Here is a 25,397-nt window from a genome sequence, read left to right as displayed (position 1 = left end):
TGATTTTATGCTTCCTGTAATTTGTGTGAAAAATTGAGGACGATAAATTCAGCAGGACGAACTGCAGCCATACCGATTTCAATGTTCATTCTTCCTTCTAAAATATCCTGAGCCGACATTGTTTTGTGCAGACCAACACTTACGTAATAAGCTTCTTCCGGCTTGCTTCCTGCTAATGCACCATCTCTCCACTGCTGATCAAGGAAATTCTCGATCATAGCCTGTACACGAGTCCAAGTATTGGCAGTATTCGGTTCAAAGACGAAACGTTCTGTAGCTTTCTTCACAGACTCTTCTACCATGTTGAAAAATCTACGTACAGATACATATCTCCATTCATTGCTGTTTCCGTCTAATGTTCTTGCCCCCCAGACTAATGTTCCTTTTCCTGCAAAAGTTCTGATCGCGTTGATTGATTTTCCTGAGGTAGCATCTACATTAAGCAGCTCCTGTTCTTTGTTGGAGATTTTTACAGCGGGTACATCTACCAGGCTAAGCCCTAAATTAGCCGGTGATTTCCATACTCCGGAAGTACTGTCTACTTTAGCATAAACTCCGGCAATTGCAGATGAAGGTGCCAGTACTACTGACGCAGACTCAATTGCTTGTTTAGCCTGATTATACATTTCAGAATTAGCAATCTTCAATTCTGCTAAAGTTGTAATACCAGATGCACCGGTAACTGAAATATCAGCATCTTTGAAATCATAGCTTAAAACAGTCTTCAGTTTTGGATAATAAGCCGCACCATATTTCAGACCTGTAGAAGTTACTTTGTCTCTAAAAGCGGCAGCGTCTTGAAGAATATCCATAATAACGAATCTGTCTTTTAATAATTCTGCCTGATCTAAAGCCTTATTATACAAAGCATAGATTTTGCCGATAGCAACAGAATTACCCGCTCTGGAAGTAACAAGACTGCTGGCAGCAAGAGCATCAGTCTCCATAGTAGAAGCTGTAGTAAAATCTGTTTCAAGAGCAGTAGCAACAGCCTGAGCAGCAGCCTTAACCGTAGCAACCGTAGCATTAGCAACAGCAGCAGCTACCTTAACTGCGGCTACAACAGCCTGACCACCCTTAGCACCAGCAACCTGTAAATCGTTAGGATTAGCAACATTAAACTCAGCTGCCTTAGCAACTGCAGCAGCAACTGCAGCGTCTACATTAGCCCCTGCAACAGCATCTGCAACAACACCTGCAATACTTTTAGCGGCAGAGGCAATATTTTTAGCATATACCGTTTTAGCAACAACAGACTGAGCATCAGCAACATCAGCAGCAGAAGGAGCTAAACTTTGAAGATCCGGGAAAACGATCAGGGTAGGTTCGTCTTCTTTTTTTAGTAATTCAAGACCTGATAAAAAAGCTTCTGCCGGTGTAGGAGCACCTACAGCCTCTGGACTTTTATAATCTCCTACAGAAACAATATAACAAGGACCTCCACCATTGGCAAAATACATCTGCATGGCATAATACATTTTAAAGTCGCTTACCTTAGTTGGAATTGCTGTTGCAACACCATCTTTGAAAGCTACAGCGAAGATTTCAGGGTTTGCTTTTCCAAAAATTTCTTCATACTCCAACATCGAAGCAATTCTTGTTGGTTTATTTTTCGGTCCATCCGCTGTATACCCAATAAAAGCAGGGATAGCCGTTTCAACTTGCGCTACGGAAGGGGGAAATTTTCCTTGTTCCTCCACGTAAACTCCAGGGGTTTTGTAATTCATTTTAAAAAATTTTACGTTAATATTAATTATTCCTCGAAGTAAAACTTCGGGTATTTATTCGTGATTGATTTATTGATTTTATCTTTCTAGAACTGTTGTAATTTGTGCGAGAAGTTGAGTACAATAAACTCTGCAGGACGCACTAATGCTATTTTAAGGTCTACATTCATTATAGTAGTTCCTTCTACTCCTTTCACAGTTACTTCATAAGCTTCTTTCGGAGTACTTCCTGCCAATGCACCTTCCATCCATTGCTGGTTAAGAAAATTTTCCAGCATTGTTTTTGCCCGTAACCATGTGTGAGGGATATTAGGCTCATTCATAAACTTGTTGAGGGCATCGTTGACCGATTGCCTGATCATATTATAATAGCGGCGTACATGTACATACTTCCATTCGTTATCTTTCCCTTCATCATTTTTATCTTTTCCTTCAAGCGTTCTGGCTCCCCAGATTAAGGTACCTTTTCCTGTAAATGTTCTGATCGCATTGATGGATTTCCCGAAAGCATCTATATTTAAAGCAGCCTGTTCCTGATCTGAAATTTTTTCTGTCGGAGTAATAACATGGCTGATATTGATATTTGCCGGAGCTTTCCACACTCCTCTTGTGCTGTCTATTCTGCCATATACTCCTGCTATTGCTGATGATGGCGGTAAAACAACTTTTAACGACTGCATTTCTTTTTTCACCTGATTATATAATGCCGAATTGGATGATTCCAGATTTTTAAGGGTAATCCCGTCTGCATCTCCTTTTTCGTCTTTTACCCCGAGAATTGCCGTTTTTAAATCAGTAAACTCTCCGGTGAAACCAGGTGCATTTTCATCTGAGCCATCAGGGATCATAAAATCATCTATTGTTCCGTCATAAATGGCTTCTAATACAATCTGTGCCTCAGAAATTGCTACGGTTAAAGCATTTTTTTTATCACCTGCATCTGCATTTTCATTCACTTCTTCTGCTATCGCAATAGCCTGCCCTAATAAATCGGCAAGGACGTAAGCATCCGCAGATCCGGTTGAGATTTCGGCACTCGCCAAACTTTTTAATTCATCTAAAGCAGCAGTCTCCCCAGCGTAAAAAAGAGCACTTCCTTGTCCTGCTTTTTGTAAACCGGCATGTACTATAGGTGTTTTGGTTTCATCAAAAGTATAATTCAAAATGGTTTTTAAGTGAGGAAAGTAAGCGGCTGCATGATTGGTTGGGTTTACTTTATTTCTAAAAGATTCAATCGTGGTAAGATTGTCTGATTGGATCACAGAATTTCCGTAATAGGTATCCAGTATAACAAATCTGTTTTTAGTCTCATCTTTAGCTTTATCAATAGCCTGATTGTAAATGCTATAAAACTCAGATTCATTGGTAAGCGAAATAGCATCAGGGAAAATAATAAGAATCGGTTCTTTAATTTTTTTATGATCGATTTTAGACAGTCCCGCTTCCAATGAGGATAATTGTACTTGTACTGATGTATAATCCCCTACAGAAATGATATAACATGGTCCACCGCCATTGGCAAAATACATTTGCAGCGAATAATACATTAAAAATTGTACCTGAGGTGCTACAATAGTTGCTCCTTTGCCTTCTACATCCTGTAGCTGGATATTCTCTTCTTTTGCTTTTCCAAAATATTGCTCATATTCTAAAAGAGAACGGATGATGAATGGCTCATTATACCCAACAGGGAGTAATTCGGTATACCCGATAAATACTGGCATAGCCGTTTCTATGTAGGCAACTGAGTATGGAAGTTTCGTAATTTCTTCAACAGAAACACCTGGTGTTGCTGGATTTAACATGTTCAAAAGTTTAAAGGGTTATTAGTTTTTAGTTTTTAGTTTTTTAGTTTTTGTTTTTATGATTAATCAACTTTAATACTCTGTATATTAATGTCATTAATTAATTTAACAGGAACTACCTCCTTAGCTGCAATTTTTATCACACTGATTTTATATAAAGCGGAAGGCATTATTTTTCCGCCTAATAAGCCCCATACGTAACTTAGCTGTTCAAAGGGAATGGAATGCAGTTCAATTCTGAAGCTGAAATTATTTTCAGGCTCAAGGTCAACATACTCCAGAACATTCTTAGCCTGAAATATCTCAATAACTTTTGAAATACTCAGTAAAGATTTGCTGTACGTACTTCTGTTGGCAGCAATCATTACATATAGATTTAAGTAGGCAGGAGTACTTTCCTTATCATATCGGACCGGATTGTTTTCCACTACAACCGGCTGATACCTTGATCTGTTTTTCAATGTTGATTCTTCCTCAATATTGAGCAGACTAATTACTACTTTGTTACTAAGTCCTTCAGTGTTTTCATCATGTTTTGCGATGTCATCAACGATAGCAATTTCAATCTCACCAGGAACGTTAGGATCCCATAAACCATCCGGAGCATTTAGCTGATTTTTTAAAACTGTTAATACTTTATTAATCATAATTTCTGTTCTTAATTATTATGGTGCAAACATACAATCACCCCCCGTCAAAAGACAAATATTTTGGGCGCTCAATACAGTCTTTGCAGTAAATAGGATTTTAATTCTTATCAAAGAAAACTAAAAACAACACCATTAATTCACTGAAGATAAATGCGTTAAAAACGACATTTAAAAATAAAATTCTAACCTGAAGATTTTTATCCTTTAATGATGGTCAATTTCAGTCTGCCAACTGAGCTTTTATTCTGTTTAAAAAGTCCATTGTATTTCAACCTAAGATTATGCCTTAATGAAATAGTTGTTTTAGTGGTTTCGCATTTTTTGAATGGTACGTATTCGAATATGGTGATTGATTTTCTAAAGTATAAGTTCACCAAAAAATATAGGCTTTCCTGATGAGAAAGATCAGCTTTTCTGCATCCGGTAATTTCCAAAAGGTATAAATCCGCATCCTTAGAATATGATTTTGTCTTTTACTGCAAAGACAGAATAGAGCGGCCTTATAATTCGAAAAATAGGATCTCTTCTTTCTAATTTTGACCCAATAATTTTAAAAACATTAATCATATGAACATTAAAAATCTTTTCAGTAAACGCAATGAAATCATTGGCGGTCATTTTAATGAACTACGTTCCAAATTGGGTATGGCAGATCAGAATGAAGAAGCTATTTTCTCTTTAAGGGAAGAAATTTGTAATGCATGTCCTCTAAAAAACGGTAACAATTGCAACGCAATGAAATGGCTTAATCCAGAGACTCTGGAAGTAATAGATGGTCCAAAAGATGGATTTGTAAGAGGCTGCGGATGCAGATTGAGTGCCAAGCAGAGATCAAGATTCAGTCTTTGTCCTGCAGGTTTCTGGGGTGGAGAATTCGACAAAAAGTAGAACTGTCCGATGTTTCTCAATATTGTATCATTTAAACCTATTTAATGTGAAGCAAAATCATATCATTCAGAAAGTTTTTCTTGAAATCACCGTCAACAACAAGGAAAAGGCTCTTCGTATAAAAGACGATATTAACAGCTTTTTGTCTATTGATGTTTTCCCGGAAATAGAAAAACATATTAAGGCTTTAGAAGATAAGCTGGCTGGTCATACCCTGCAGATTCCCCGTTTAGAATTAAATGTGGAAGTAACAAGCAGCGCATTAAATACGGAGTTAAAAGGTCAAATAGCTGAACTCTTTAAAGATGAATTGTCGGAAATTACCAAACCCGTTGAAACTCCCCATCAGGTAACAGAAAGTGATGCTAAATCCTATGTGATAGATCATCAGGAAAAGATGCTCAAAGCATTGATCTATTTTTTAGAAAAAGGAACGATGCCCTGGTGGAGTTCCGAGAGCAATGCGATGTCTGTTTTGGAACCAGCCGTTTTTGATCGCCTTATTTCGGTCGCCGGCTTTCAAAAAAGTATCATATCTGCTTTATCAAAAGAAAATGTCCGAAACCGACTTATCAATCAGTTTTCCAATGAACAAATTGCACAATTATGTCTGGCAGTTTTGAAAAATAAGAAACTGACCATCAACCTGGAGCCTGGTACAATACGTCGTTTATCGAAGCTGAGCCATGTGGATAGAAATGCAATATGGAATTTGGTCTTCAGTGTCATATCGGAGTATCTGAATACATCCGATAATCAGCCCCGGGAGTATCTTTTACAAGCAATTTCAACAATAGAACAGATTGGTTTATCAACAACAAACAATCATCAGAACAGGAAAACAATAGTTAAGATATTCCCCTTTATTACAGAAAATGAAATTTCTGAAAACATCAGAACGAATGCAGCGGGTCAATCTGAAAATGCAGGAACCTCAATAGAAACCATTCAGGAAAAAAATGCAATCATTCAGGAAGATGTAAATCAGAACGAGGGACAATATATTCAAAATGCGGGGCTTATTTTGATCCATCCATTCATCAGACCTCTGTTTGAACATTGTGAACTCCTGGATGCCAAAACCCAGCAGCTCATTGATCCGGAATTGTGTGCCCATCTATTGCATTATATTGCCACAGGAAAAACAAATGCTCCTGAATATGACATGATTTTTGAAAAATTCCTGTGCAATATTCCTATACATCAAACGATTAACAGACATATTAAACTTTCACGGAAGCATAAATCGCAGGCCAAAAAAGTTATAGAAAGTGTACAGCACAACTGGGCTCCCATGAAAAAATCATCTGTTGCATTACTACAAAATGAGTTCTTCCAGCGTACAGGAAAATTAGTCATCACGGACTCAGATGATACTCTTATTGTAGAACGAAAGACACAGGATATTCTTCTTGAAAAACTTTCCTGGGGAATTGGTCTCGTAAAACTTCCCTGGCAGAAAAAATTCATATTCGTAAACTGGTAATAACAGGTTACATTTTCTAAATACTCTAAAGCTTTCCAAATACTCTGAAGTTGCTGATTTTACATCAGCAATACCCTCACTGCAACCCTATTAATTCAAAATAAGATTATGAAATCTCCTAATAACCATGAACATTCACCATTAATAAAAACCACTATTAATGAAAAAACAGAAATAACCAATCCTTTATTTCAAGCCAACCCTGTCAATCATAACTCTTTAAATGAAGAAATGAAATGGCTGCAATCGCTTATTGAAAAACGATGCAAAGAATTGTTTCTGGAAGATGAAACCGAGTTGAATATGGGCTACGAAATACCTGAAACTCCGGAATCAGATGACCAATCTCCCTATTCTGTTACAATAGAAAAACACCAGCTTACTGTTCTGGACAGAATCATCTTAGCGCTGGGCATTGCTTCGGCTCATTATCCGTCCGTCCTGAAAACATTTGTACAGATAGAAGAAAGCAGCAATGCTTTTGCTATTGAAGCAGGTGGTGAATATGATAGAATCAGCCGCAGTTTTAAACCAACATTTCAAACCGCTCTTTTTTTGCTGGCGGGTAAAGATTTATCACTGTGGTCTCAGTATGGTGCAGAACTCGTCAATGGCAGTGTACTTTTGAAAAATGATATTATTTACAATCGTTCTTCAACAGAATTTATTCATGGAAAAATTGAATTGGATACCGCTTATCTGAATTATTTCTTATCAGGGCAGAAACCACAACTGGATCATGGTTCTTACTTTCCCGGCAGGCTTTACAAATCTGATCTTACCATGGAAGATATTATTTTGGAAGATAATGTCCGTGAACAGATAAAACCCATCGGACATTATATAAAAGCATTGGAAAACGGCTTTTTCAAAACCAATGAGCATAGCTTTAAACCAGGCTTCATTGCTTTATTCTACGGTACGCCGGGAACGGGAAAAACAATGCTTGCCGGAATTCTTGCCAACACTTATGGTATTGATATGTACCATGTAGATCTCTCACAGGTTGTGAGCAAATACATTGGTGAAACGGAGAAAAATCTTGAAGTGTTATTCAACAGACTGCAGGGTAAAAACTGTATGCTATTTTTTGACGAAGCTGACGCTTTGTTTGGGAAACGTTCTGATGTAAAAGATGCCCATGACCGCTACGCCAACCAGGAAGTCTCCTATTTATTGCAGCGAATAGAAAAATTTGACGGACTAACAATTCTGGCCTCCAATTTTGAAAACAATATGGATGACGCTTTCAAGCGCCGTATAGATGTTTCCGTCAATGTAATACGCCCTACAGAAACAACCAGAAAAGCCCTGTGGGAGCATTATTTGCCTAAAAACATAACTTTTGAAAGTAATGATCTTTTGCAACATTTGACCAAAGAATACACTTATACGGGGGCTAACATCCGAAACATTATGAAAAATGTAGCGATGGCATTGCATGACCGTAATGAAACCTGCATTACCTATTCATTAATAAGCACCTATTTAATGATAGAAAACGAAAAGGCTTTTGGAAAAAATCAATCCCGTCTCAGCCCATTTGTACAAAAACAAGAATAAAAAACTCATCTAATAACCAATAACATGAGCAGACACAAAAAGACATTTGCACCCAGGGCTGGCAGGTCCGGGAAGCAAAATACCAATAGTAAAGAGGATAAAGATAAGCATGAGCAAATCACCGATCAGGACAGCAAAATATCTCTCGCTAAAGCAGAAAGTACCCAAATAACATATGAACCTTTTAAAAACAGAGCATTCAATAAAGTAGAAAAAAATGCCTCTGTTATTCAATTATTTGACAAAGGGCAGCATATCTCAACGCTTCATAACGCCCTTAATAAATTAGGACATCAAACTCCTGAAAATAAGAATCTTTTCTGGAACGAAACCAAAACTGGAATTATCAACTTTCAACGCAAAAATAATATTAATACTTCCGGTACTCTTAATAGAGAAACCTTGCTGAAAATGAATGAAGCATTGAATTTCTTAAACAGTCGGAAAGAAGTTGGACTTCCTGTTTCTGAACGTGCAAAAATGCTGTACGAAGCCTTTGAGCACAGAACAATGGGGATTTTTGCAGGAACTGATGAAGATAAAGTTTTTATGGCTTTAGAAAAACTTTCCTATGAAGAAAGATACGAGCTTATTCAATATTATGACGCAACATACAAACCTAAAAGAAAAGTAGGTTTAGTACAGGATTTATATGAAGAATTAGGCAACAAAGACTTATTTAAAGCAATCCGGTTATTATATGCAAACTATGAAGAGCCACAACCAGTGCTGGAGCCAGAGCCGGCACATCCTGAAGGTGAGCTGCTGCAGGAAGTTGTAGTCACAGGTAAAGGATCATGGATTAAGCCTAAGACAAAGTATGCCATAGAAGGACAACCTATAGAGTTTGATTGTACCTATCAATATGAAACTCCTGTTATGTATGCTGAAGGAAACAAACCAAAAGTTCCGGAAGTTGTCCGAAAAGTATTGATCCGGAATAACGGCAGAGTATACAACCTGTTTGAATATCCTTTTAGAAAGGACACTAAAACATTCAGACAGGATGGAACGGTAATCAGCCAGTTTTCTATTAATACCCATCAATCAGGGAACTTTACATTTGTCTTCATCATAGAAAATACCCTAACAAAGGAATTCAGAGCTTATACCAAAGAATATCAGGTTAAGACCCTTGAAGAGGCGGCAGCGGGTGATTTGAAAAATAATAAAATTCAAAATTATTCAGATTTCAGACAACAGGTAGCTTTTATTGAGTTCAATCTTTCGAAAGGAGCAGCTGAAGAGCAGAAAAGCAATCCAAATTTCTTTATTAAATCCGAATCTAAAAACCCTGAAGAAGTTGGAAGTGTTTCTCCTAATCATATTCCACGTTTGTATTATTCGATTAAAGGACGGCCTATTCCTAAAGATCATCATTATTTCTGGTTTGCTGAAATCAATACTCCAAAAGAAATGGGAGTAGAATATGCTAAAAATGCGGATGTCTACGGTTATAAAAGAGGAGAATACTTTGGCCGTGATGGCTGGAATATGAATTCGGCTCAGACAACAGCTACTTTTGTAAACTCACTAACAGGAGTTTATACCATTCATTGTCTGGTATTAGACAAAAATAATAATCTGACAGGACAGGAAGCATCTTACCGACAGGTTATCTTACCCAAGGATGATTATCAGGCTCTAAAAAACATACGAGACTATAAGAAAAACATTGACAAAAGCTTTAATACCATTGCTCCCCAAACAGCATTAGCTATTAATGCCGTAGCCATCAATGAGGAAACAACAGAAACCTTGTCTCTCAATTTGTTTATAGGAAAAAGCAAAAAGAATCCGGGCAATTATGTATTAACAGATCTTACTCCAGGTGTACAGCATCAGCGTACTTATGAAGGAAATAATTTAAAAGATTTATTTGAAGAATTTGACAGCAGAAACACCTATCCGGATGGGATTCTGGCTTATGAAATTCCGTCCAATAGATTAGGTTATCCTACTCTAAAAGGGAATTTCACTACTAATGGGGCATCGTTCATGGAATCGCTTTCCACGGGAGCGGGTTGGGCTTCTTTAGGTTTCGCAGTAGCAGGATTGGTTGCTTCATTTACGCCGGCAGCACCTATTGCTCCTTACTTATTTATAGCTGCAGGTGCCACAGGTGCCACTTCAGGAACTGCCAGCATTATTGATAAAGTACAAAAAGGAACATTGACCAATGAAACCCTGACTTTAGATGTCATTATGATAGCTTCCAGCTTTTTAGGAATGGCAGGCTCATTGTCCAGCATCGCTAAGGCTTCCTCTATTATAAAAATATCATCAACAGGGATGCAGTATATCATTTTAACTGATTTTGCCCTTAATGGCACTGCTGCAGTGATGATTACAGTTGATGGCTTGGAAAGCATACAAGATATCCATGATAATAAAAACTTAACTACTGCAGAAAAAATAGATGCGATTGTTAAAATTTTAGGACAGTTGACATTAACTGCAGGATTGGTCATGCTAAGCAGTAAAAACTTAAAAGGAGGAGAATTAGAGAAACTGCCAAAGGTAAAAAGGCAAACCTCAAAAAAACCTTACAATCCGGAGCAGCATAGTGAGTTTATTGATACGCCTGAGAATTTAACGGGCGGAAAAACACCTAAAAATACAGCCACCAATAGACCGGCAGTACACGCTCTGGAGAATACTTATAAACAACCCGATTTTAATCAGTTCCTGAAATCCGTTGAAACCGGTTTCCCATCTGATGAAATCGCAAAACAGGCTTATAATTTATTTAAAAATAAAAACTGGAAACAATTAGAACAATTGTTTACGGATAAGAATCTCAATGAAAACTGGCCTCCGAACCGTGGGGCAACAAGTACCATAGAGGTTACCTTAAAAGAAGGAACTATTTTTGACAGATACGGCGGATGGATCGATGAAAATGGAGTTTTCCAGGATAAAGGAACCTTTGCAGGAAAAGATGGTACTCCTTATACAGACAGAGCTTTATCTAAAGGGACAGATAGTAAACCATATACAAGGTATAAAGTTCTGAAAGACATACCTCTAGTCAGTGAAGGGGAAATCATTCCTTGGTTTGGAGAAAAAGGCGGAGGTATTCAATATGAACTTCCGGTATCTATCAATGATTTAATAAAAGAAGGATATATAAAACCTATCGCTAAAACATCAAAAAACACTACTTTAGCTGAGTCAAAAGTTATTACAGAAGGTGAACATACATCAGGAATTAAAGACTTAGGAGAAGAAAGTACACCAATCAATAGCAAGGAAGAGGTAGTTCAGGTTGAAAAAGTAAAAACCACAGGATATCCAGAGGACCAATTGACTTCAACAGGAAAAAACAAACCTCCGCTTACTCCCGAAGAACTGCAAAGAGTAATTGATTGGCAGAACTATAGAAATAATTTCTTAAAGAAATGGAGGGATTTGGATTTTTCTCATCATTTGCAGGATTTAAAGAGAAAGCTTGAAAAAGCTCGGAACAGTATTAAAAAAAATCTAACACCAGATGATTTAGCTGCTGTAATTAAGGAGAAAAGAGGAGAGCAAATTTTAGATTCAAATGGAATTCCTTATGATCATCTGGCTGAAAATGAACAAGCAATGAACAGTATTATAAATGCTACGAAAGCTTTAAAAAGCCAAATGTCTAAAAATCCATTAAACTATCAGGAATTTGAAGATTTACTAAAAGATTTAAGTAAATTAAAAGAAGAAATAAATAAAACAATAAAAAATTAATTACAAATATCATGAATGTAAAAGAAATGCAGCAATTACTTGAAAATGAATCAGACGGAAACGAATTATATGATTTGTTAATAGATTGCGGAAAAAAATATTCTTGGACACCTCAGGAAAAAAATCAGTTAAAGAATACTATTGTAAAAATATGCGACGATCCCAACGAGCAAGCACGCAGTGCATCCATCAGAGTTTTGTGCTTTTATTGGGGAATGGACGAATTTAGAGATAAAGCATGGGAAATGTTTTCTTATGATAAAGATGACGACGTACGATCAGATGCCCTGATAAGTTGGGCAAACACATATCGTAAACAGAATAAAGCATCAGTTATGAAAACACTTTATTCAATTCTCGAAAATAAAAATACTGAAGTTAATATTAGGGAAACTGCTTACCGATGTATATTTTACGTATCTCCTTTACCCCCTGAAAACAGACCAAACCAAATTTCAGATTGGGATCATTTTGATGAAAATGTAGATTGGAAGTTAATAGAAAAATTGATTTCAGAAGCACAATAATTTTAAATTGAGGCTTAAAGAACATATCCTTTAGTAAATTATTATATTAAATCTAAACTAAAAAAATATGATCAGAAAAAACGATATAACCAGGCAAAAATTATTTGATGGCGATGAACAAGAATGCCTAAAAGAAATTTTTGAAATTGAAAATCACAAAATCAAATTGATTGATTTTTACAACAGTCCGTTAAGAGATTTAAAAAAAGAAATAGATGATGAAAGCTTTGAAACCATCGTCAAGGAAAGTCAATTTAATGTAAAAAATACTTTTATTGAAAAATACGTATCTGAAGAAGGATTAGAAGTTCATTATCTGAAAAAGAATGATGTGATCTATCTGTTTTCATATGGAGAATTTCAACCCGGAAGGTATATGCTGTTTTTAGAAGGCATTTATCAATAAGTAAAAAATACAATCAGAGCAGATTATTTCTGCTCTGATTTTTTATCTGAAAACCTCATCAATATTACAATAAATCAGTTTTATCAATCCGCATCCGTTTTCATCTTCCTTTTCTCTTCAAGACCAGAAACTCATACAGTTGCCACAATTTTAATTTCGACAAGCTGCTCAGGCAATGCAAGCCCGCTTACTCCAACCATTGTACTGGCAACAGCTTTAGGGTTATCATAAAATTCTGTTTTGAAATTTTTTCTCGCCTCAAAAGCCGTCGTCATATCCATTGCGTAGATCACTTCTTCCACCACATTTTCCATCGTCATATCATATCTTGATAATAATTCTTTGATGTTTGCATAAGTTTGTTTCATTTGCGCTTCCATTCCTTCTGCCAATTCGCCTTTCTTGTTGTGACCCAACTGACCTGAAATCCAAACGGTATTTCCTTTCTTTACCGCCTGTGCATATCCGTAGATATCTTCCCAAGGCATTCCTAAGCCTTCTGCTATTTTGTTGTTTTCCTGTAACATTTTTTTATTGTTTAAATTAATAAAGCAAATATAGAACTGATAAAAACCTCAGAAATTGAACTGGTTTAATAAATGACTTTTTCTTGTATTCTCAATAAAAAAGTGATTTACACATTTTGTATAAACCACCCTAAAAATTCTTAGAATTTTCGTTTTCACCTCGGGAAAGGAAAATTTTCTGCTTATTGTTTCTGTTTTTCTTTATTAGCTAAACGTTTTCGAATTGTACTCACAAACTCTTTAGAAACGCCAAGGTATGATGCAATATAATACTGCGCTACACGCTGCGGGATGGTAGGATAAACTCTGATAAATTCCAGGTAACGGTCAGTGGCAGGTTGAGAAATTGTATTGATAAGGCGATTTTGAAGCGTCACCACATACCGCTGCATCATCAGCCGGAATGCTCTTTCAAACTTCGGAACCTTCTGCAGTAATTCCTCTTTGGTTTCCGGATTCAAAATATAAATTTCGGTATCTTCCAGGGCTTCTATAAAAATCTTCGAAGGCGTTTTATTATTAAAAGAATCAATATCCGTAATCCACCAATCTTCAACAGCAAACAGAAGGGTCACTTCAAAACCGTTTTCATCAAGATAATATGTTCGTGTACAGCCCTGCTTTATAAAACCTTCAAACTGACAAATTTCTCCTTCACGCAGAAGGTGTGTTTTCTTCGGGTACTTCTGAAGTGTGAGCAAACCTTCATAAATGTTTTCCTCTTCTTCTGTTAAAGTAACAAATCGTGAGATGTTTTTGATAATATTTTGAAACATAAATTTATTTTACAGCTGCAAATTAGGCAAAAGTGTGTAAATTTCAATCTCCGGGAGCACTCTGCCACAGCCGTAATGATCAATTATCTTCATATTTTCGGTTTATATTTTTACATTTTTTTTAAATCTCATTTTCAAACTTTTTTACAATCCTGAACCCAGCAAAATAATATCTGCTTCATTTTCTTTGACATAACCCAGACAAACTCTTTCATCATGTTGTATTTTCCCTTTTCAACCTCCATTGTTTTCGATCATCCTTTCTAGAATTTCATGTTTTTTACAATCCTAAAAAAATTAGGTGGCTGTGTTAGTTTTGAAGAGAAAGTAGATACAGATTTTGAAAGCAGCATGATAAGTGGGGCAAGTGGAAGATAAAAATAACTATCAGAATAAAAAACTTTATCAAAATGCACGAAATTAAACTAGATTAATTTCTATCTGCTTTATCCACCATACATTTGCTAAAGAAATAAGAAAACAAATACTTATCAAATAAATTAACCCAACATTAAAAATTAAAAACAATGAGCACATTACAATTAAAAGACGGAACAGAGATTTTTTATAAAGACCAGGGAGAAGGGCCAGTATTAATGTTTCACCACGGATGGCCATTATCATCAGACGATTGGGATGCACAGGTAATTTTCTTCCTTCAGAGAGGGTACAGAGTAATTTCACACGACAGAAGAGGCCACGGTCGTTCCAGCCAGAATATTTACAATCACACCATCGAGCAATATGCTTCTGACGCTGCAGAATTGGTTGAATTCCTTGATCTGAAAGATGTCGTTCACATTGGTCACTCTACAGGAGGTGGTGAAGTGATCCGTTACGTTCATAAATATTCTAACGGAAGAGCCAAAAAAGCAGTTTTAATCAGCGCCGTTCCACCAGTAATGGTAAAAAGTGAAAACAACCCTGACGGTGTTCCGATGGAAGTTTTTGATGGAATCAGAGAACAGACTTTGAATAACAGAAACCAGTTTTATTTTGATTTGACTTTCCCTTTCTACGGATACAACAGAGAAGGAGCTAATGTAAAAGACGGGGTACAGAGAAACTGGTGGAGACAAGGAATGATGGGCGGAATCGTGGCACATTATGACGGAATCAAAGCATTTTCCGAGACTGACTTTACTGAAGATTTAAAAGCTGTAGATATTCCTGTTTTGGTTCTTCACGGAGAAGATGATCAAATTGTTCCCATCGAAAACTCTGCCATTAAATCTGCAAAACTGTTGAAAAACGGAAAACTGATTACGTACCCGGGTTTCCCTCACGGAATGCCTACTACGGAGCACGAAACCATTAATAAAGATCTTTTGGAATTTATTGAGGCTTAATATAAAATATAAAAGGGGAATCGAAAATGATTCCCCTTTTTTTATGCAAGACAAAATAGTCTATTGGATAGTCTGGGAGAAGTGTACTATACCAATCAGCAATATGATGTAGCATTAGATTATTATAAAAAAGCAATAGGTCTTGGGGGAACGAAGAAATGACAGAAAAAATGGAGAGGCAAACGGAAAAGTAAAACAAGTACAAAATGTAACAACATCTTCTTTTGAATTGTCTTATTACATACATAACCAATTCAATATTTCTAAATGAAAAAAATACACCTCATCCTACTGCTTTCTTTATCGTTGAATGTTTTCGCCCAAAGTGTGAAGGATAAAATAAAATCATTCGAAGATAATCTGCTGAGCTGGGATACATCGAAAACAAAAAAGTGGACGCTAAAAGAAAGAATGGCTTTCTACAACATGAATGCAGTAAGCATTGCGGTCATAAAAGATTATAAGATAGAATGGATAAAAGCGTATGGCTATGCAGATGTTGCTGAAAACAGAAAAGCAACTCAGCAAACGCTGTTTCAGGCCGCATCTATCAGCAAGTCTATCAACAGTCTCGGTCTTTTAAAATTGGTTGAACAAGGAAAATTAAACTTGGACAATGACATCAATAAGTATTTAAAAACCTGGAAATTTCCATACGACTCGGTTTCAAAAGGCAAAAAAATTTCCCTTGCTAATCTGTTAAGCCATAAAGCAGGTTTATCCGTTCATGGTTTCGGAGGCTATCAAAGAGGGAAAGAATTACCTACTCTCCTACAAATTCTCGATGGACAAAAACCTGCCAATTCTCCTGCGGTGCGGTGTGTGTTTGAGCCCAACCTTAAATTTCAATATTCAGGAGGGGGAACAACCATTTCACAATTAATCCTTGAAAATACTACAGGAGAAAAGTATGAAGATTATATGTTGAAAAATGTTTTGACCCCTTTAGGGATGAATGAAAGTTCTTATAATCAACCGCCTTCTTCACATAAAGAAAAATTACTGGCAACGGCTTATGTTAACGGAAAGGAAGTAAAAGGTAAATATCATATTTATCCTGAAAAAGCAGCAGCCGGTTTATGGACCAACCCCAATGATCTGGCAAAATATATCATCGAAACGCAATTGTCATTTGCAGGCAAATCGAATAAAGTTTTATCAAAGGAAATGTCTGTAAAGAGAATTGAAAATAATTACGGCGTGTTTCTGAATGATTTCAAAGGCACAAAATATTTCGGACACAGTGGTGGGAATGAAGGTTTTGCGTGTTACTATATTGGAAGTGTTGAAGACGGAAACGGTCTGGTTGTAATGACTAACGGCAATAATTTCAAACTCATCGATGAAATTCTTTTAAGTATTGCCAGTTTGAACCAATGGAAAAATTATCCCATTGAGCCTCAAAAAGAATCCATTGCCTTAACTATCAGAAAGGAATGTTTAAAAAATATTGACAAAGGAATTGCATTGTACCAGGAACTAAAAAAGAATAATCCCAATGGCTACAACTTCTCCAATGAAAACGAACTCAACGAGCTTGGCTATGAATTGCTAAGAGACAACCAATCAGAGGCAGCACTTAAGATTTTTAACTTAAATGTCAATGAATTTCCAACGTCAGGAAATGTATATGACAGTCGTGGTGAAGCTTATTTTAACAAAAAAGAATATACATTGTCAAAAAGCGACTATCAGAAATCATTGGAACTTGATCCGACCAATCAGAATGCGAAGGAAATGATTTTGAAAATCAATCAACTTTTGACTACTCAAAAATAAATTACACTTTTTTCGATGTAATGACAGTAATCTTGGATACAATATCAAAATAATAAACAAAAAATCCCGGTTAATCCGGGATTTTCATTTCTTATACTTACATTTATTTGATCTCTACAGGCACTGAGATTTTATCCCAATCCATTGTAAATCCATTATTGTTTATTTTATAAACTAAAGTTTCCTGTGTAGCCGGCAAAGCCTTTGTTTTTACATCAACACGTAAAGCATCTTTAGATTGTTCGTATTTATAAGCACCCCATTGTTTTGGCTCCTTGTTAAAAATCGCAGTCCAGGTTCCGCTTTGTTTAGGGATTAAGAAAAAGCTGTATTTACCTGCAGGTAGTTTTTTACCCTGAACGGTAATATCTTTATCCGTTTCGAAAGTAGTGGCTTCATTAGCACCTGCACGCCAAACTTTATCATAAGCTTCCAAACCACCCCAGATTGTACGTCCTTTTACTGAAGGACTGCTATAGGCAATTGTAATGTTTGCATCTTTAATTTTTCCTGTAGCAGTAGCCGGAGGGCTGGCAGGTTTTTTAGTTTCCTGTGCAAAAGCGTTTACGGAAAGCGTCACTGCTGCAAAAAGTACAGTAGCTGATTTAATCATTGTTTTCATAATATTTTATTTGTTTGTTTTTATTATTATTTGCTTACGAATTTACTGTTTTCTGCTTATAAAACAGCAATCCGATTGCTGAAAATATAATCACCGCTGCTGCCCCTATTACATTAAGCCAAAGGAAGGAAACAATATCAAACTGATAAATGGCAATGACCGTAATTTCTGATAAAATTGCAGCAATAAATACATTCGGTCCGTCAATTTTTTTATAGTAAAATGCCACCAGAAAAATTCCCAGGATCGGACCGTAGAAAAGAGAACCTAATACATTCACCGCTTCAATGAGAGAACCCATTTGCGTGGCAAACATGGCTACACCGATTGAGAAAATACCCCATGCTAAAGTGTGCAGGCGGCTGTACTTCAATTCGGTTTTCTCATCAGGAAGTTCTTTTTTAAATAGTAAATGAACATCTTTTAATGAGCAGGCAGCAAGGGAATTAAGCGCGGCCGAAATGGAGCCCCAGCTGGCCAGAAAAATAACGGCAAACAGTAAACCGATCATCCCTACAGGCAATGTATTTTTTACGAAATACAGGAAAATGTAATTCGTATCTGTTTTCTCCGTAGTATAGTTGGAATGATTGATAGCTTCCTCTACCCTGCTGTGTAATGCTTTGACTTCTGTCTGTGTATTTTTAAAATCCTGAATTGTTTTTTGAAGTTGTGGAGAATGCGTTTCTTTTAACTTGAGAATTTCCTTCGATTCTGCATTAAATTTTAACTGTAAATCCTGATGTTCTTTTTCAAAAGCCGCAGCCTGTTCAGGATTTGCTTCCTTTAAATGCTGATAGGAACGTTCATTAAAATAAATCGGAGCAGGTTTCAGAGAAAAGAAAGCGAAAAGCAAAGCACCAATCAGGAGAATAGCAAACTGCATCGGAATTTTAACCAATCCGTTCAGCAGCAAGCCCATTTTTGCATTAGTATTATCTTTTGCAGTGATATACCTACCGACCTGGCTCTGGTCTGTCCCGAAATAAGAAAGCGCCAGAAAAAAACCACCAATTATTCCACTCCAGATATTGTATTTATCTTTCCAGTCAAATTCCGTGGTGATGACATTAAGCTTCCCGGATTTCCCCGCCAGATACAGCGCATCATTAAAACCGATTCCATCCGGCATATTCTGAATAAGGAGATACCCTGCAAAAGCCATAGTTCCGAGAATAATAAGAAACTGTAATTTCTGGGTGTGAGCGATCGCTTTTGCACCTCCAATATAAGTGTAGATCAACAGAATGCCACCTGTTAAAACATTGGTTAAATAAATATTCCAGTTTAAAACGCTTGATAAGATAATACTCGGAGCGTAAATACTGATTCCGGTTGATAACCCTCTGGAAAAAAGAAAAAGCAGTGAAGTGAGCACCCTTGTTTTTTTATCAAAACGGTTTTCTAAATATTCATAGGCAGTATAAACATTTAAGCGTTGAAAAATCGGGATGAAAGTAATACAGATCACAATCATCGCCAAAGGCAAGCCAAAATAATACTGCACAAAGCGCATTCCGTCTGTATAAGCCTGGCCCGGTGCTGAAAGAAATGTAATGGCACTTGCCTGGGTGGCCATAATACCGATGAGCACAATATACCAGGGCATTTTATTATCTGCTTTCAGGTAGGATTCGTTGCTTTTTTGGCCACGACCGATGAATACGCCGTAAACCACCACTGCAACAAGTGTAACAATAAGAACCGTCCAATCTATATTACTCATGCCCAGAATTTAGTAAACCCATAATAAAATACGATCTGTACTGCTAATGCAACGGCTAATAGTATGTACCAGATATTCCAGTTTTTAAGTTGTTTGTTCATTAGTTTTTCTGTGCAGATAAAAAGTTTAAAAATAAACGTGCAGCTCCTACATTTCCCGCAGGCAACTGTCTGAAAAATGCTAACGGTGTATAAATAAAATTACCCTTTCCGTATCTGGCATATAAAGTTGATCCCTGAAGAGGCTCTTCATCCGTATCATGCATTTCAAAAAGCGGTTCATATGCGGCATCCCATTGAGCAGGGAAATAGGCACCACGTTCCTGTACCCAGCCTTTAAAATCATCCGCAGTTATTTTATTCGGAAAGTTCAGTAATTTATGATTGGGATTTAAAAACCTAACCGCAGCATTTTCTTCAGTAACACGCTTATTGGCAATAGTGAAATTGTACATTCCCAATTTGTCAACGGTTGTATCCTGGTTGGTATTATACTGCATCACCAGATTGCCTCCGGCTTTGGCATAGGACCATAAAAACGGCATCCAGCGGCCCAGCTTTTTTTCGGTGTTATTGGCACGAACACCCAATACAATGGCATCATATTGTGATAGTTTGTTTTGATTGCCGTTTCCGCCGGATTCATCTATGTTTCCATAAAAATCTTCGTCTTTCAGGATATCTACCTGAACACCTGCAATGCGCAGAAACTCGGGAATAAAATCACCCGCACCTTGTATGTAACCTACTTTTTTTACTTTCGCCTGAATATCGCCTTTCATTACTGTCACAGTGGCAGGCGCAAAATATTGCAGGGAAGGCAAATGCGGATACTGAATTAATATTTGTTTTTTATTATAGATAGCTCCATCTGCAACATAATTGGCGTCCAGTTGCAAACGGTTTGAGCTTAGGGAAGCAAGCTTAGCTTTTGGAATAACATAATCGAAAGTAAAATCTTTCTCTTTTACAGAATTTACTTCAGCACTTCCTAATCTTTCTCCGTTATACATGAGGTTCAAAACACCTTTATTGAACGGTTTGTTGGAATTCATCTTAAAATGTAAACTCAAATGTAAATCTTCATTTTCTTTGACCCAATAAAGTGATTGTGTAAATTTCAGTTCCAATGCTGGAACAATGCGCAAAGCTTCGACCACATCACCACGCACCGGATCTAATTTCTTGAAAGATAAAGGAAGCTTAACCTGAAACTTTTCTGAACCGATTTTTAAACCAAGTAAAACATTCAGCGGTGATTCTGCCTCCGGTAAACCGATTAAAGTATCATTGGGAACGGAGAAAGTGGCTGCATTCACGGGAGGTTTTGCCAACCAGTAAGGTTCTGTGAGTGCTGCATCAGCAGGAATCTGAATGTCGTGCTGAATGGTAATTAAAGAATCTTTTGATAGTTTTCGGTTAAAATTTTCTGATTGACTTAGCCATTGTACGTCCTCTAAAATAACAGGATCTGCAGCTCTTGAAATCAGATTTAACCTGAAAGTGTAATGATCTCCGGCAACCGCTTCAGCCTGATTGGTAACAACCTCACCCATAAATCCGGCACAGCTTAAAATAATATGGTCAAGAGATTTAATTTTATCCTTTTTAAAATCTCCATCTTTGATTGCCATGACCTTTTTTCGCAAAGCAAGCAAAGCAGGTAAGCTGAGGTCTGGATGATTGAAATTGAAAGCAGAAATAATCTGATCTAATGACTGATCAATATCAGCGTTTCCTTGTGAAGTCCAGGTTTTAGTAACTCCGTCAAAAAGAGTTGCTTCTGCAGGCTCACCGGCAACGTGGGCAAAATATTCTATTCTGATCCCGGCTACAGACTGTGTTCCTGCTCCCTGGCTTTTATGCAAACTTCTGCTTAATCCGGCCAATTCTCCGTAACCCATTCCCAGTTGAGCGTCATATTGCCCAACGGTCACTTTCAGTTGGTTTTCAGCAGTGGTATTCACTCCACCAAAGCGGAAAGTATTCCACAATACGCGTTTTGGCTGCCATGCATTGACATATTTCAGTTGATCCGGGAAAGCCGTTTTATCACCTGCCAGCTTAAAGGCTTTTTCCGCTACCACAGCCGAAGCTGCATGTTGTCCGTGCCCTGCCGCAGCAGTAGGAGGAAAACGACAAATGATAATATCCGGACGGAATTTACGGATTACCCAGACTACATCTGCTGTAATACTGTCTGCATTCCATTGTTTAAAAGTGTCGGTCGTATTTTTAGAAAACCCGAAATCAATCGCACGGGTAAAAAACTGTTGGGCACCATCTAACTTTCTTGCTTCCAAAAGCTCATGCGTTCTGATTAAACCCAATGCAGCACCTTGTTCTGTGCCTAATAAATTCTGCCCGCCATCACCTCTGGTTAAAGACAGATAGCCCGTTTCTACATTTTGGTCGTTGATTAACCAGGAGAGCAATCCCGTATTCTCATCATCGGGATGAGCTGCAAGGTATAAAACTTTAGGAAGATGTTTCAGCGTTTTGATTTCACGGTAAATTTCAGATGATTGGGAAGGCCGGACCTGCTGGGCCGAACAAAATACCGTATAAAAGCCAAGGATAAATATAGTGCTTACTTTTTTGAACATTTAAATTTGCTTTGCGGCAAATATAAGTAAATCCTCTTTCTTTCAACATTAAAAGAATCAGGCTGTGAATTTTACAGAATTTTTTTTTAAAATTAACCGCAAAGGCAGAAAATTTTATTGTTTAAACACTTTAGTACACTTCACAAAGTCTAAGGAAACACTACATAATGAAGTTCACATAAGATGAATATCTTCGATTTTCTACAAAACTTTAGTGGACTTCTTATACACAAAGCAGATTAGCTTACATAACTAAAGTGTTTAAAAAGCTCTTGTGCCTTTTATTGCTCATAAAAAATGAAAATTAGCCGATAAAAAAAATTAAATTTTTATCTTAAAAAACATATCATAATGATACTCAATATTACCAATTAGTTAATTTTTATCAATCACAAACTTCTTTTTTTCATTTTTCACAAAAAAAAGAATTATATTTGGTTCACACAAAATACACCCTCATATGAAAACAAAATTTACACATCTCACTGCTATTCTTATTTCAGGTATTTCTTTTGCCCAAGTAGGGATCAACACAGCTTCACCTAAAACAACATTGGATGTATCTGCCACAAGGGACACTTCAGGAGTGATTACGAATAACACACAAACATTCGGATTACAGGCCCCAAGGCTTACCAGAGCTGAGCTTACAGCCAATACCGCTACCTATGGCACCAATCAGACCGGCGCATTAATTTATATTACGGACGTCACCGGCGGAGATGCCACAGGACAACGTATCAATGTTACTGCTATGGGTTATTATTATTTTGACGGAACAGTATGGCAAAGACTGACACAGGCAACCAATGCCGTAGCTCCGGCAATTTCTACATTACAGTGTACTACAGCTTACTTAAGTCCTTCTACTTATACTCCCGGTACTCCTTACACCGGAAACCTGAGAGTCACTTATAGCGGAGGAAACGGCGGAGCATATAATTCAGGAACTCCTTTTACCATCAACGGATTGACTTTCCAGCTAAGACCGGGAACTTTAGAGTTTGGTGATGGCGAACTGGTATTCTCAGTAAGCGGAACTCCCACCACTGCTAATGACATGACTATTCCGATGACCAACAGTACGGTTTCTTTCCTAACAGCAGCGCAAAACTGTACCGCTACCGTGGGAAATAGCAGCCGTGCAGACATTGCACCTGTTGCAGCAATGGGATATCCTACTCTGACAACTGATTCCAACGGGAAACAAGCTTATACCTTCCCTCTTGCTACCCCGGATGGTAAGTATTCCATCAGAGTAATATTTGATACCACAAGTGGTACAACCGCCGCAATTCCTAATGTACAATTATTTAACAATACAGGTTCTACCGTAAATCTATATTGGAATTACAATACCGAATATGGCGGTTATATTGGAGCAGCTCAAACTACCAACAATATTACTTCAGGAGTATGGGGCGGTATGGGAGATGCAACAGCTACCTGGTTTCCTCAAGGCACCGGAGCAGTAGGAAGCGCTTACTGGGGGAACGTAGGGATTATAGATGGTTCCAGTGGCGGACCTGAGCATAGAAGATATACCTGGATAGACAGCAACGCTTCTTCAAAAACTGCTTATACCGCAACCATTATGGCAGGAGCCCCCACCTCAGGGAGTGCCCAACCCAACCTTTCTAAAATTTACATAAAGATAGAGCAAGTAAAAGCTCAATAATATAATGCCCCTGAAAAAGGGGCATTTTTTATTTTTAATGGGTTTCAGTTATCTTCTTTTCTCTTCTTCTCTGAAGAATAAGATGTGCAGCATCCAGCATTTTCACTGTATGGATGTAGGGCATCACGATATTTCTTTCCGGTAGATTTTCATAAACACCCATTGAAAAATAGACGATTCCGGACATAAAGTAATCAAATTCCTTGATGCTGTAGGCACTGAATGCTTTTTTGAAAACCAACAGAGGATTCCGGTATTCTTTCTCCGAAAGCAGACCAAGAACCCAAGGGGAAATCTTTTCCGATTGTGTATCGACCGTCCATTTTCTGTCCTTCAGCATCATGAGATAGCCCGCCCGGATCAATGACCTCATCGACTGATGAAACTGGAAGATCACCGCCGGATCTTCATGAATCCAGCTATTTCTCTTTACCGCATAATTCATAATGTTGCTGAGCCTTTCTTTGGAAACATCCAGCTCATTATACTGAAAGAAAGTTTCTATCAGCTGCAAGCCGGAGTTCTTCTTTTCTGCCCGAAACCAGGGATCAAAGTTTGTTCTGCTTTTTTTCATTGTTTGTATTTTTTTATAAATGTAAGAAAAAAAACAATAAAACACATATATGTGTTGATGAAAAATTTTAGAAAGCTCAAACTTTACTAAATGTATAAATGGGAAATAGAAGAATTAAAATTTCAAATTGGAAAGCTTATTCAGTTATATAGGCTTAAAAAGGGAATTTCACAGTTTCAGCTTGGAAATGAGCTCAATATATCAAGTAATCATGTTGGTAGGATTGAAAGGGCTGAAACGAATCCAACCATTGAAAGTCTTGTCACATTCTGTAATTTTCTTGAGATTGATCTATTACATTTATTTACAAAACTCAATGAAAAAGAGCTAAAGAAGATTGAAGGTGAAATCGATCAGCTACAAAAAGAATTTAAAAACCAAAATAAGAGAAAATCCTGACGAAAGTTGGGATTTTTTGTTTTATGGAAAACCGTAATATTCAACAGAAATAATAGGATAAGTTTGTATCTATAAAACAGCAAAAAATTTTAATTACTAAATAATAAATCCATGAAAAAAATCGCTTTCTTTTTGATAATTCTATTATCAATGACCTCTTGTACAAATTACTATACGGTATTACTAACTGAAGATACCAATGTATATGCAACCAGCAGTAATGAAAATCTTATAACCACAATACCCAAAGACACTCAAGTCTATATATCAGATAAAGCAAACAAAAAGAATTACAAAAAAATAAAATGGGGAAATTATTACGGCTTAGCTTATAATCCAAGTTATACTTCTTATAGTGCTTATACATCGACTAGACATTACAATACATCCACTTCTTCCTACAATTACACTCCTAGTACAAGCGGCGGAGGAACAGTGCATGTAAAAGGCTACACAAGAAAAGATGGAACTTATGTAAGGCCACATACCAGAAGTGCCCCGAGAAGAAGATAATAAGTCAACAAAATAGAATTGAAAATCCCTGACGAAAGTTGGGATTTTTTGTGATTAAATTTTCGAAATCT

20 protein-coding genes are annotated in these 25,397 nt (G+C 37.0%); 11 read left to right on the top strand and 9 right to left on the bottom strand.

Translation table 11 applies throughout. The features are described 5' to 3' along the window. Window positions 1-5: 5 nt before the first annotated feature. From KBP46_RS23985 to KBP46_RS22985, 3 genes are all read right to left on the bottom strand, one after another. Window positions 6-1,727 carry a phage tail sheath C-terminal domain-containing protein gene (locus tag KBP46_RS23985; RefSeq protein WP_253297121.1) on the bottom strand — a complete coding sequence of 574 codons (1,722 nt, stop codon included), beginning with the start codon at window positions 1,725-1,727 and terminating at the stop codon, window positions 6-8. An 86-nt stretch (window positions 1,728-1,813) separates the two neighbouring features. Continuing rightward, entirely contained in the window at window positions 1,814-3,532 is a 1,719-nt protein-coding gene (locus KBP46_RS22990; RefSeq protein ID WP_216444287.1) for a phage tail sheath C-terminal domain-containing protein, read from the bottom strand. 62 nt (window positions 3,533-3,594) lie between these two features. Next, window positions 3,595-4,179 (bottom strand): DUF4255 domain-containing protein, encoded by a 585-nt coding sequence (locus tag KBP46_RS22985; protein WP_062671648.1) that lies wholly within the window; start codon window positions 4,177-4,179, stop codon window positions 3,595-3,597. Window positions 4,180-4,749: 570 nt separating this feature from the next. Between KBP46_RS22985 and KBP46_RS22980 the strand changes: the two genes are divergently transcribed. The 6 genes from KBP46_RS22980 to KBP46_RS22955 all read left to right on the top strand — a co-directional run bounded on the left by KBP46_RS22980 (window position 4,750) and on the right by KBP46_RS22955 (window position 12,778). Further along, window positions 4,750-5,070, top strand: a complete 321-nt coding sequence (locus KBP46_RS22980; RefSeq protein ID WP_062671646.1) for a hypothetical protein — start codon at window positions 4,750-4,752, stop codon at window positions 5,068-5,070. 46 nt (window positions 5,071-5,116) lie between these two features. After that, entirely contained in the window at window positions 5,117-6,556 is a 1,440-nt protein-coding gene (locus KBP46_RS22975; protein WP_216444286.1) for a contractile injection system tape measure protein, read from the top strand. A gap of 108 nt (window positions 6,557-6,664) precedes the next feature. Further along, window positions 6,665-8,119, top strand: a complete 1,455-nt coding sequence (locus tag KBP46_RS22970) for an ATP-binding protein (RefSeq protein ID WP_216444285.1) — start codon at window positions 6,665-6,667, stop codon at window positions 8,117-8,119. A 24-nt stretch (window positions 8,120-8,143) separates the two neighbouring features. Further along, on the top strand, window positions 8,144-11,845 hold the full coding sequence (locus tag KBP46_RS22965) for a TNT domain-containing protein (protein ID WP_216444284.1): 3,702 nt from the start codon (window positions 8,144-8,146) through the stop codon (window positions 11,843-11,845). 11 nt (window positions 11,846-11,856) lie between these two features. Next, window positions 11,857-12,372, top strand: coding sequence for a hypothetical protein (locus KBP46_RS22960; RefSeq protein ID WP_062671639.1), 516 nt, complete (start codon window positions 11,857-11,859; stop codon window positions 12,370-12,372). Window positions 12,373-12,439: 67 nt separating this feature from the next. Continuing rightward, window positions 12,440-12,778 (top strand): hypothetical protein, encoded by a 339-nt coding sequence (locus KBP46_RS22955; RefSeq protein WP_216444283.1) that lies wholly within the window; start codon window positions 12,440-12,442, stop codon window positions 12,776-12,778. A gap of 131 nt (window positions 12,779-12,909) precedes the next feature. Here the strand turns inward: KBP46_RS22955 and KBP46_RS22950 are convergent, their stop codons facing one another. Together KBP46_RS22950 and KBP46_RS22945 are read right to left on the bottom strand one after the other, a co-directional pair. After that, complete coding sequence (locus KBP46_RS22950) at window positions 12,910-13,305, bottom strand: Rid family hydrolase (RefSeq protein WP_216444282.1); 396 nt, start codon at window positions 13,303-13,305, stop codon at window positions 12,910-12,912. A 182-nt stretch (window positions 13,306-13,487) separates the two neighbouring features. Further along, a complete protein-coding gene (locus KBP46_RS22945; RefSeq protein WP_062671909.1) occupies window positions 13,488-14,081 on the bottom strand; it encodes a Crp/Fnr family transcriptional regulator in 594 nt (197 codons plus the stop codon). A 527-nt stretch (window positions 14,082-14,608) separates the two neighbouring features. Between KBP46_RS22945 and KBP46_RS22940 the strand changes: the two genes are divergently transcribed. Next, entirely contained in the window at window positions 14,609-15,430 is an 822-nt protein-coding gene (locus KBP46_RS22940) for an alpha/beta fold hydrolase (protein ID WP_062671912.1), read from the top strand. Window positions 15,431-15,697: 267 nt separating this feature from the next. Then, entirely contained in the window at window positions 15,698-17,209 is a 1,512-nt protein-coding gene (locus tag KBP46_RS22935) for a serine hydrolase domain-containing protein (protein ID WP_216444281.1), read from the top strand. A gap of 103 nt (window positions 17,210-17,312) precedes the next feature. Here KBP46_RS22935 and KBP46_RS22930 read toward each other — a convergent pair whose 3' ends face one another. The 3 genes from KBP46_RS22930 to KBP46_RS22920 form a co-directional block, all read right to left on the bottom strand. Further along, a complete protein-coding gene (locus KBP46_RS22930; RefSeq protein ID WP_062671916.1) occupies window positions 17,313-17,831 on the bottom strand; it encodes a DUF2911 domain-containing protein in 519 nt (172 codons plus the stop codon). Between the two features lie 34 nt (window positions 17,832-17,865). Then, window positions 17,866-19,557: a sodium:solute symporter gene (locus KBP46_RS22925; RefSeq protein ID WP_216444280.1), complete on the bottom strand. Its 1,692-nt coding sequence runs from the start codon at window positions 19,555-19,557 to the stop codon at window positions 17,866-17,868. A 100-nt stretch (window positions 19,558-19,657) separates the two neighbouring features. Continuing rightward, a complete protein-coding gene (locus KBP46_RS22920) occupies window positions 19,658-22,162 on the bottom strand; it encodes a PIG-L family deacetylase (RefSeq protein WP_216444279.1) in 2,505 nt (834 codons plus the stop codon). A gap of 460 nt (window positions 22,163-22,622) precedes the next feature. Between KBP46_RS22920 and KBP46_RS22915 the strand changes: the two genes are divergently transcribed. Next, the gene (locus tag KBP46_RS22915) at window positions 22,623-23,840 is read left to right on the top strand and encodes a hypothetical protein (RefSeq protein ID WP_062671921.1); all 1,218 of its coding nucleotides are present in this window, start codon (window positions 22,623-22,625) and stop codon (window positions 23,838-23,840) included. A 34-nt stretch (window positions 23,841-23,874) separates the two neighbouring features. On the opposite strand, the gene KBP46_RS22910 is transcribed toward KBP46_RS22915, so the two are convergent. Further along, window positions 23,875-24,414 (bottom strand): hypothetical protein, encoded by a 540-nt coding sequence (locus KBP46_RS22910; RefSeq protein ID WP_216444278.1) that lies wholly within the window; start codon window positions 24,412-24,414, stop codon window positions 23,875-23,877. Between the two features lie 90 nt (window positions 24,415-24,504). Between KBP46_RS22910 and KBP46_RS22905 the strand changes: the two genes are divergently transcribed. Together KBP46_RS22905 and KBP46_RS22900 are read left to right on the top strand one after the other, a co-directional pair. Next, complete coding sequence (locus KBP46_RS22905; protein WP_216444277.1) at window positions 24,505-24,813, top strand: helix-turn-helix domain-containing protein; 309 nt, start codon at window positions 24,505-24,507, stop codon at window positions 24,811-24,813. A gap of 111 nt (window positions 24,814-24,924) precedes the next feature. Next, entirely contained in the window at window positions 24,925-25,326 is a 402-nt protein-coding gene (locus tag KBP46_RS22900; RefSeq protein ID WP_216444276.1) for a hypothetical protein, read from the top strand. Window positions 25,327-25,397: the final 71 nt, after the last annotated feature.

The organism is Chryseobacterium sp. PCH239 (assembly GCF_018924625.1).
In the GTDB taxonomy this organism is placed as follows: domain Bacteria; phylum Bacteroidota; class Bacteroidia; order Flavobacteriales; family Weeksellaceae; genus Chryseobacterium; species Chryseobacterium cucumeris.
This window is presented reverse-complemented; position numbering and strand designations above follow the sequence as displayed.

Bases quoted from the DNA above. Each gene is read 5' to 3' on its own strand.
- KBP46_RS23985 (WP_253297121.1), bottom strand. From the start codon at position 1,727: ATGAATTACAAAACCCCTGGAGTTTACGTGGAGGAACAAGGAAAATTT.
- KBP46_RS22990 (WP_216444287.1), bottom strand. From the start codon at position 3,532: ATGTTAAATCCAGCAACACCAGGTGTTTCTGTTGAAGAAATTACGAAA.
- KBP46_RS22985 (WP_062671648.1), bottom strand. From the start codon at position 4,179: ATGATTAATAAAGTATTAACAGTTTTAAAAAATCAGCTAAATGCTCCG.
- KBP46_RS22980 (WP_062671646.1), top strand. From the start codon at position 4,750: ATGAACATTAAAAATCTTTTCAGTAAACGCAATGAAATCATTGGCGGT.
- KBP46_RS22970 (WP_216444285.1), top strand. From the start codon at position 6,665: ATGAAATCTCCTAATAACCATGAACATTCACCATTAATAAAAACCACT.
- KBP46_RS22965 (WP_216444284.1), top strand. From the start codon at position 8,144: ATGAGCAGACACAAAAAGACATTTGCACCCAGGGCTGGCAGGTCCGGG.
- KBP46_RS22960 (WP_062671639.1), top strand. From the start codon at position 11,857: ATGAATGTAAAAGAAATGCAGCAATTACTTGAAAATGAATCAGACGGA.
- KBP46_RS22955 (WP_216444283.1), top strand. From the start codon at position 12,440: ATGATCAGAAAAAACGATATAACCAGGCAAAAATTATTTGATGGCGAT.
- KBP46_RS22950 (WP_216444282.1), bottom strand. From the start codon at position 13,305: ATGTTACAGGAAAACAACAAAATAGCAGAAGGCTTAGGAATGCCTTGG.
- KBP46_RS22945 (WP_062671909.1), bottom strand. From the start codon at position 14,081: ATGTTTCAAAATATTATCAAAAACATCTCACGATTTGTTACTTTAACA.
- KBP46_RS22940 (WP_062671912.1), top strand. From the start codon at position 14,609: ATGAGCACATTACAATTAAAAGACGGAACAGAGATTTTTTATAAAGAC.
- KBP46_RS22935 (WP_216444281.1), top strand. From the start codon at position 15,698: ATGAAAAAAATACACCTCATCCTACTGCTTTCTTTATCGTTGAATGTT.
- KBP46_RS22930 (WP_062671916.1), bottom strand. From the start codon at position 17,831: ATGAAAACAATGATTAAATCAGCTACTGTACTTTTTGCAGCAGTGACG.
- KBP46_RS22925 (WP_216444280.1), bottom strand. From the start codon at position 19,557: ATGAGTAATATAGATTGGACGGTTCTTATTGTTACACTTGTTGCAGTG.
- KBP46_RS22920 (WP_216444279.1), bottom strand. From the start codon at position 22,162: ATGTTCAAAAAAGTAAGCACTATATTTATCCTTGGCTTTTATACGGTA.
- KBP46_RS22915 (WP_062671921.1), top strand. From the start codon at position 22,623: ATGAAAACAAAATTTACACATCTCACTGCTATTCTTATTTCAGGTATT.
- KBP46_RS22910 (WP_216444278.1), bottom strand. From the start codon at position 24,414: ATGAAAAAAAGCAGAACAAACTTTGATCCCTGGTTTCGGGCAGAAAAG.
- KBP46_RS22905 (WP_216444277.1), top strand. From the start codon at position 24,505: ATGTATAAATGGGAAATAGAAGAATTAAAATTTCAAATTGGAAAGCTT.
- KBP46_RS22900 (WP_216444276.1), top strand. From the start codon at position 24,925: ATGAAAAAAATCGCTTTCTTTTTGATAATTCTATTATCAATGACCTCT.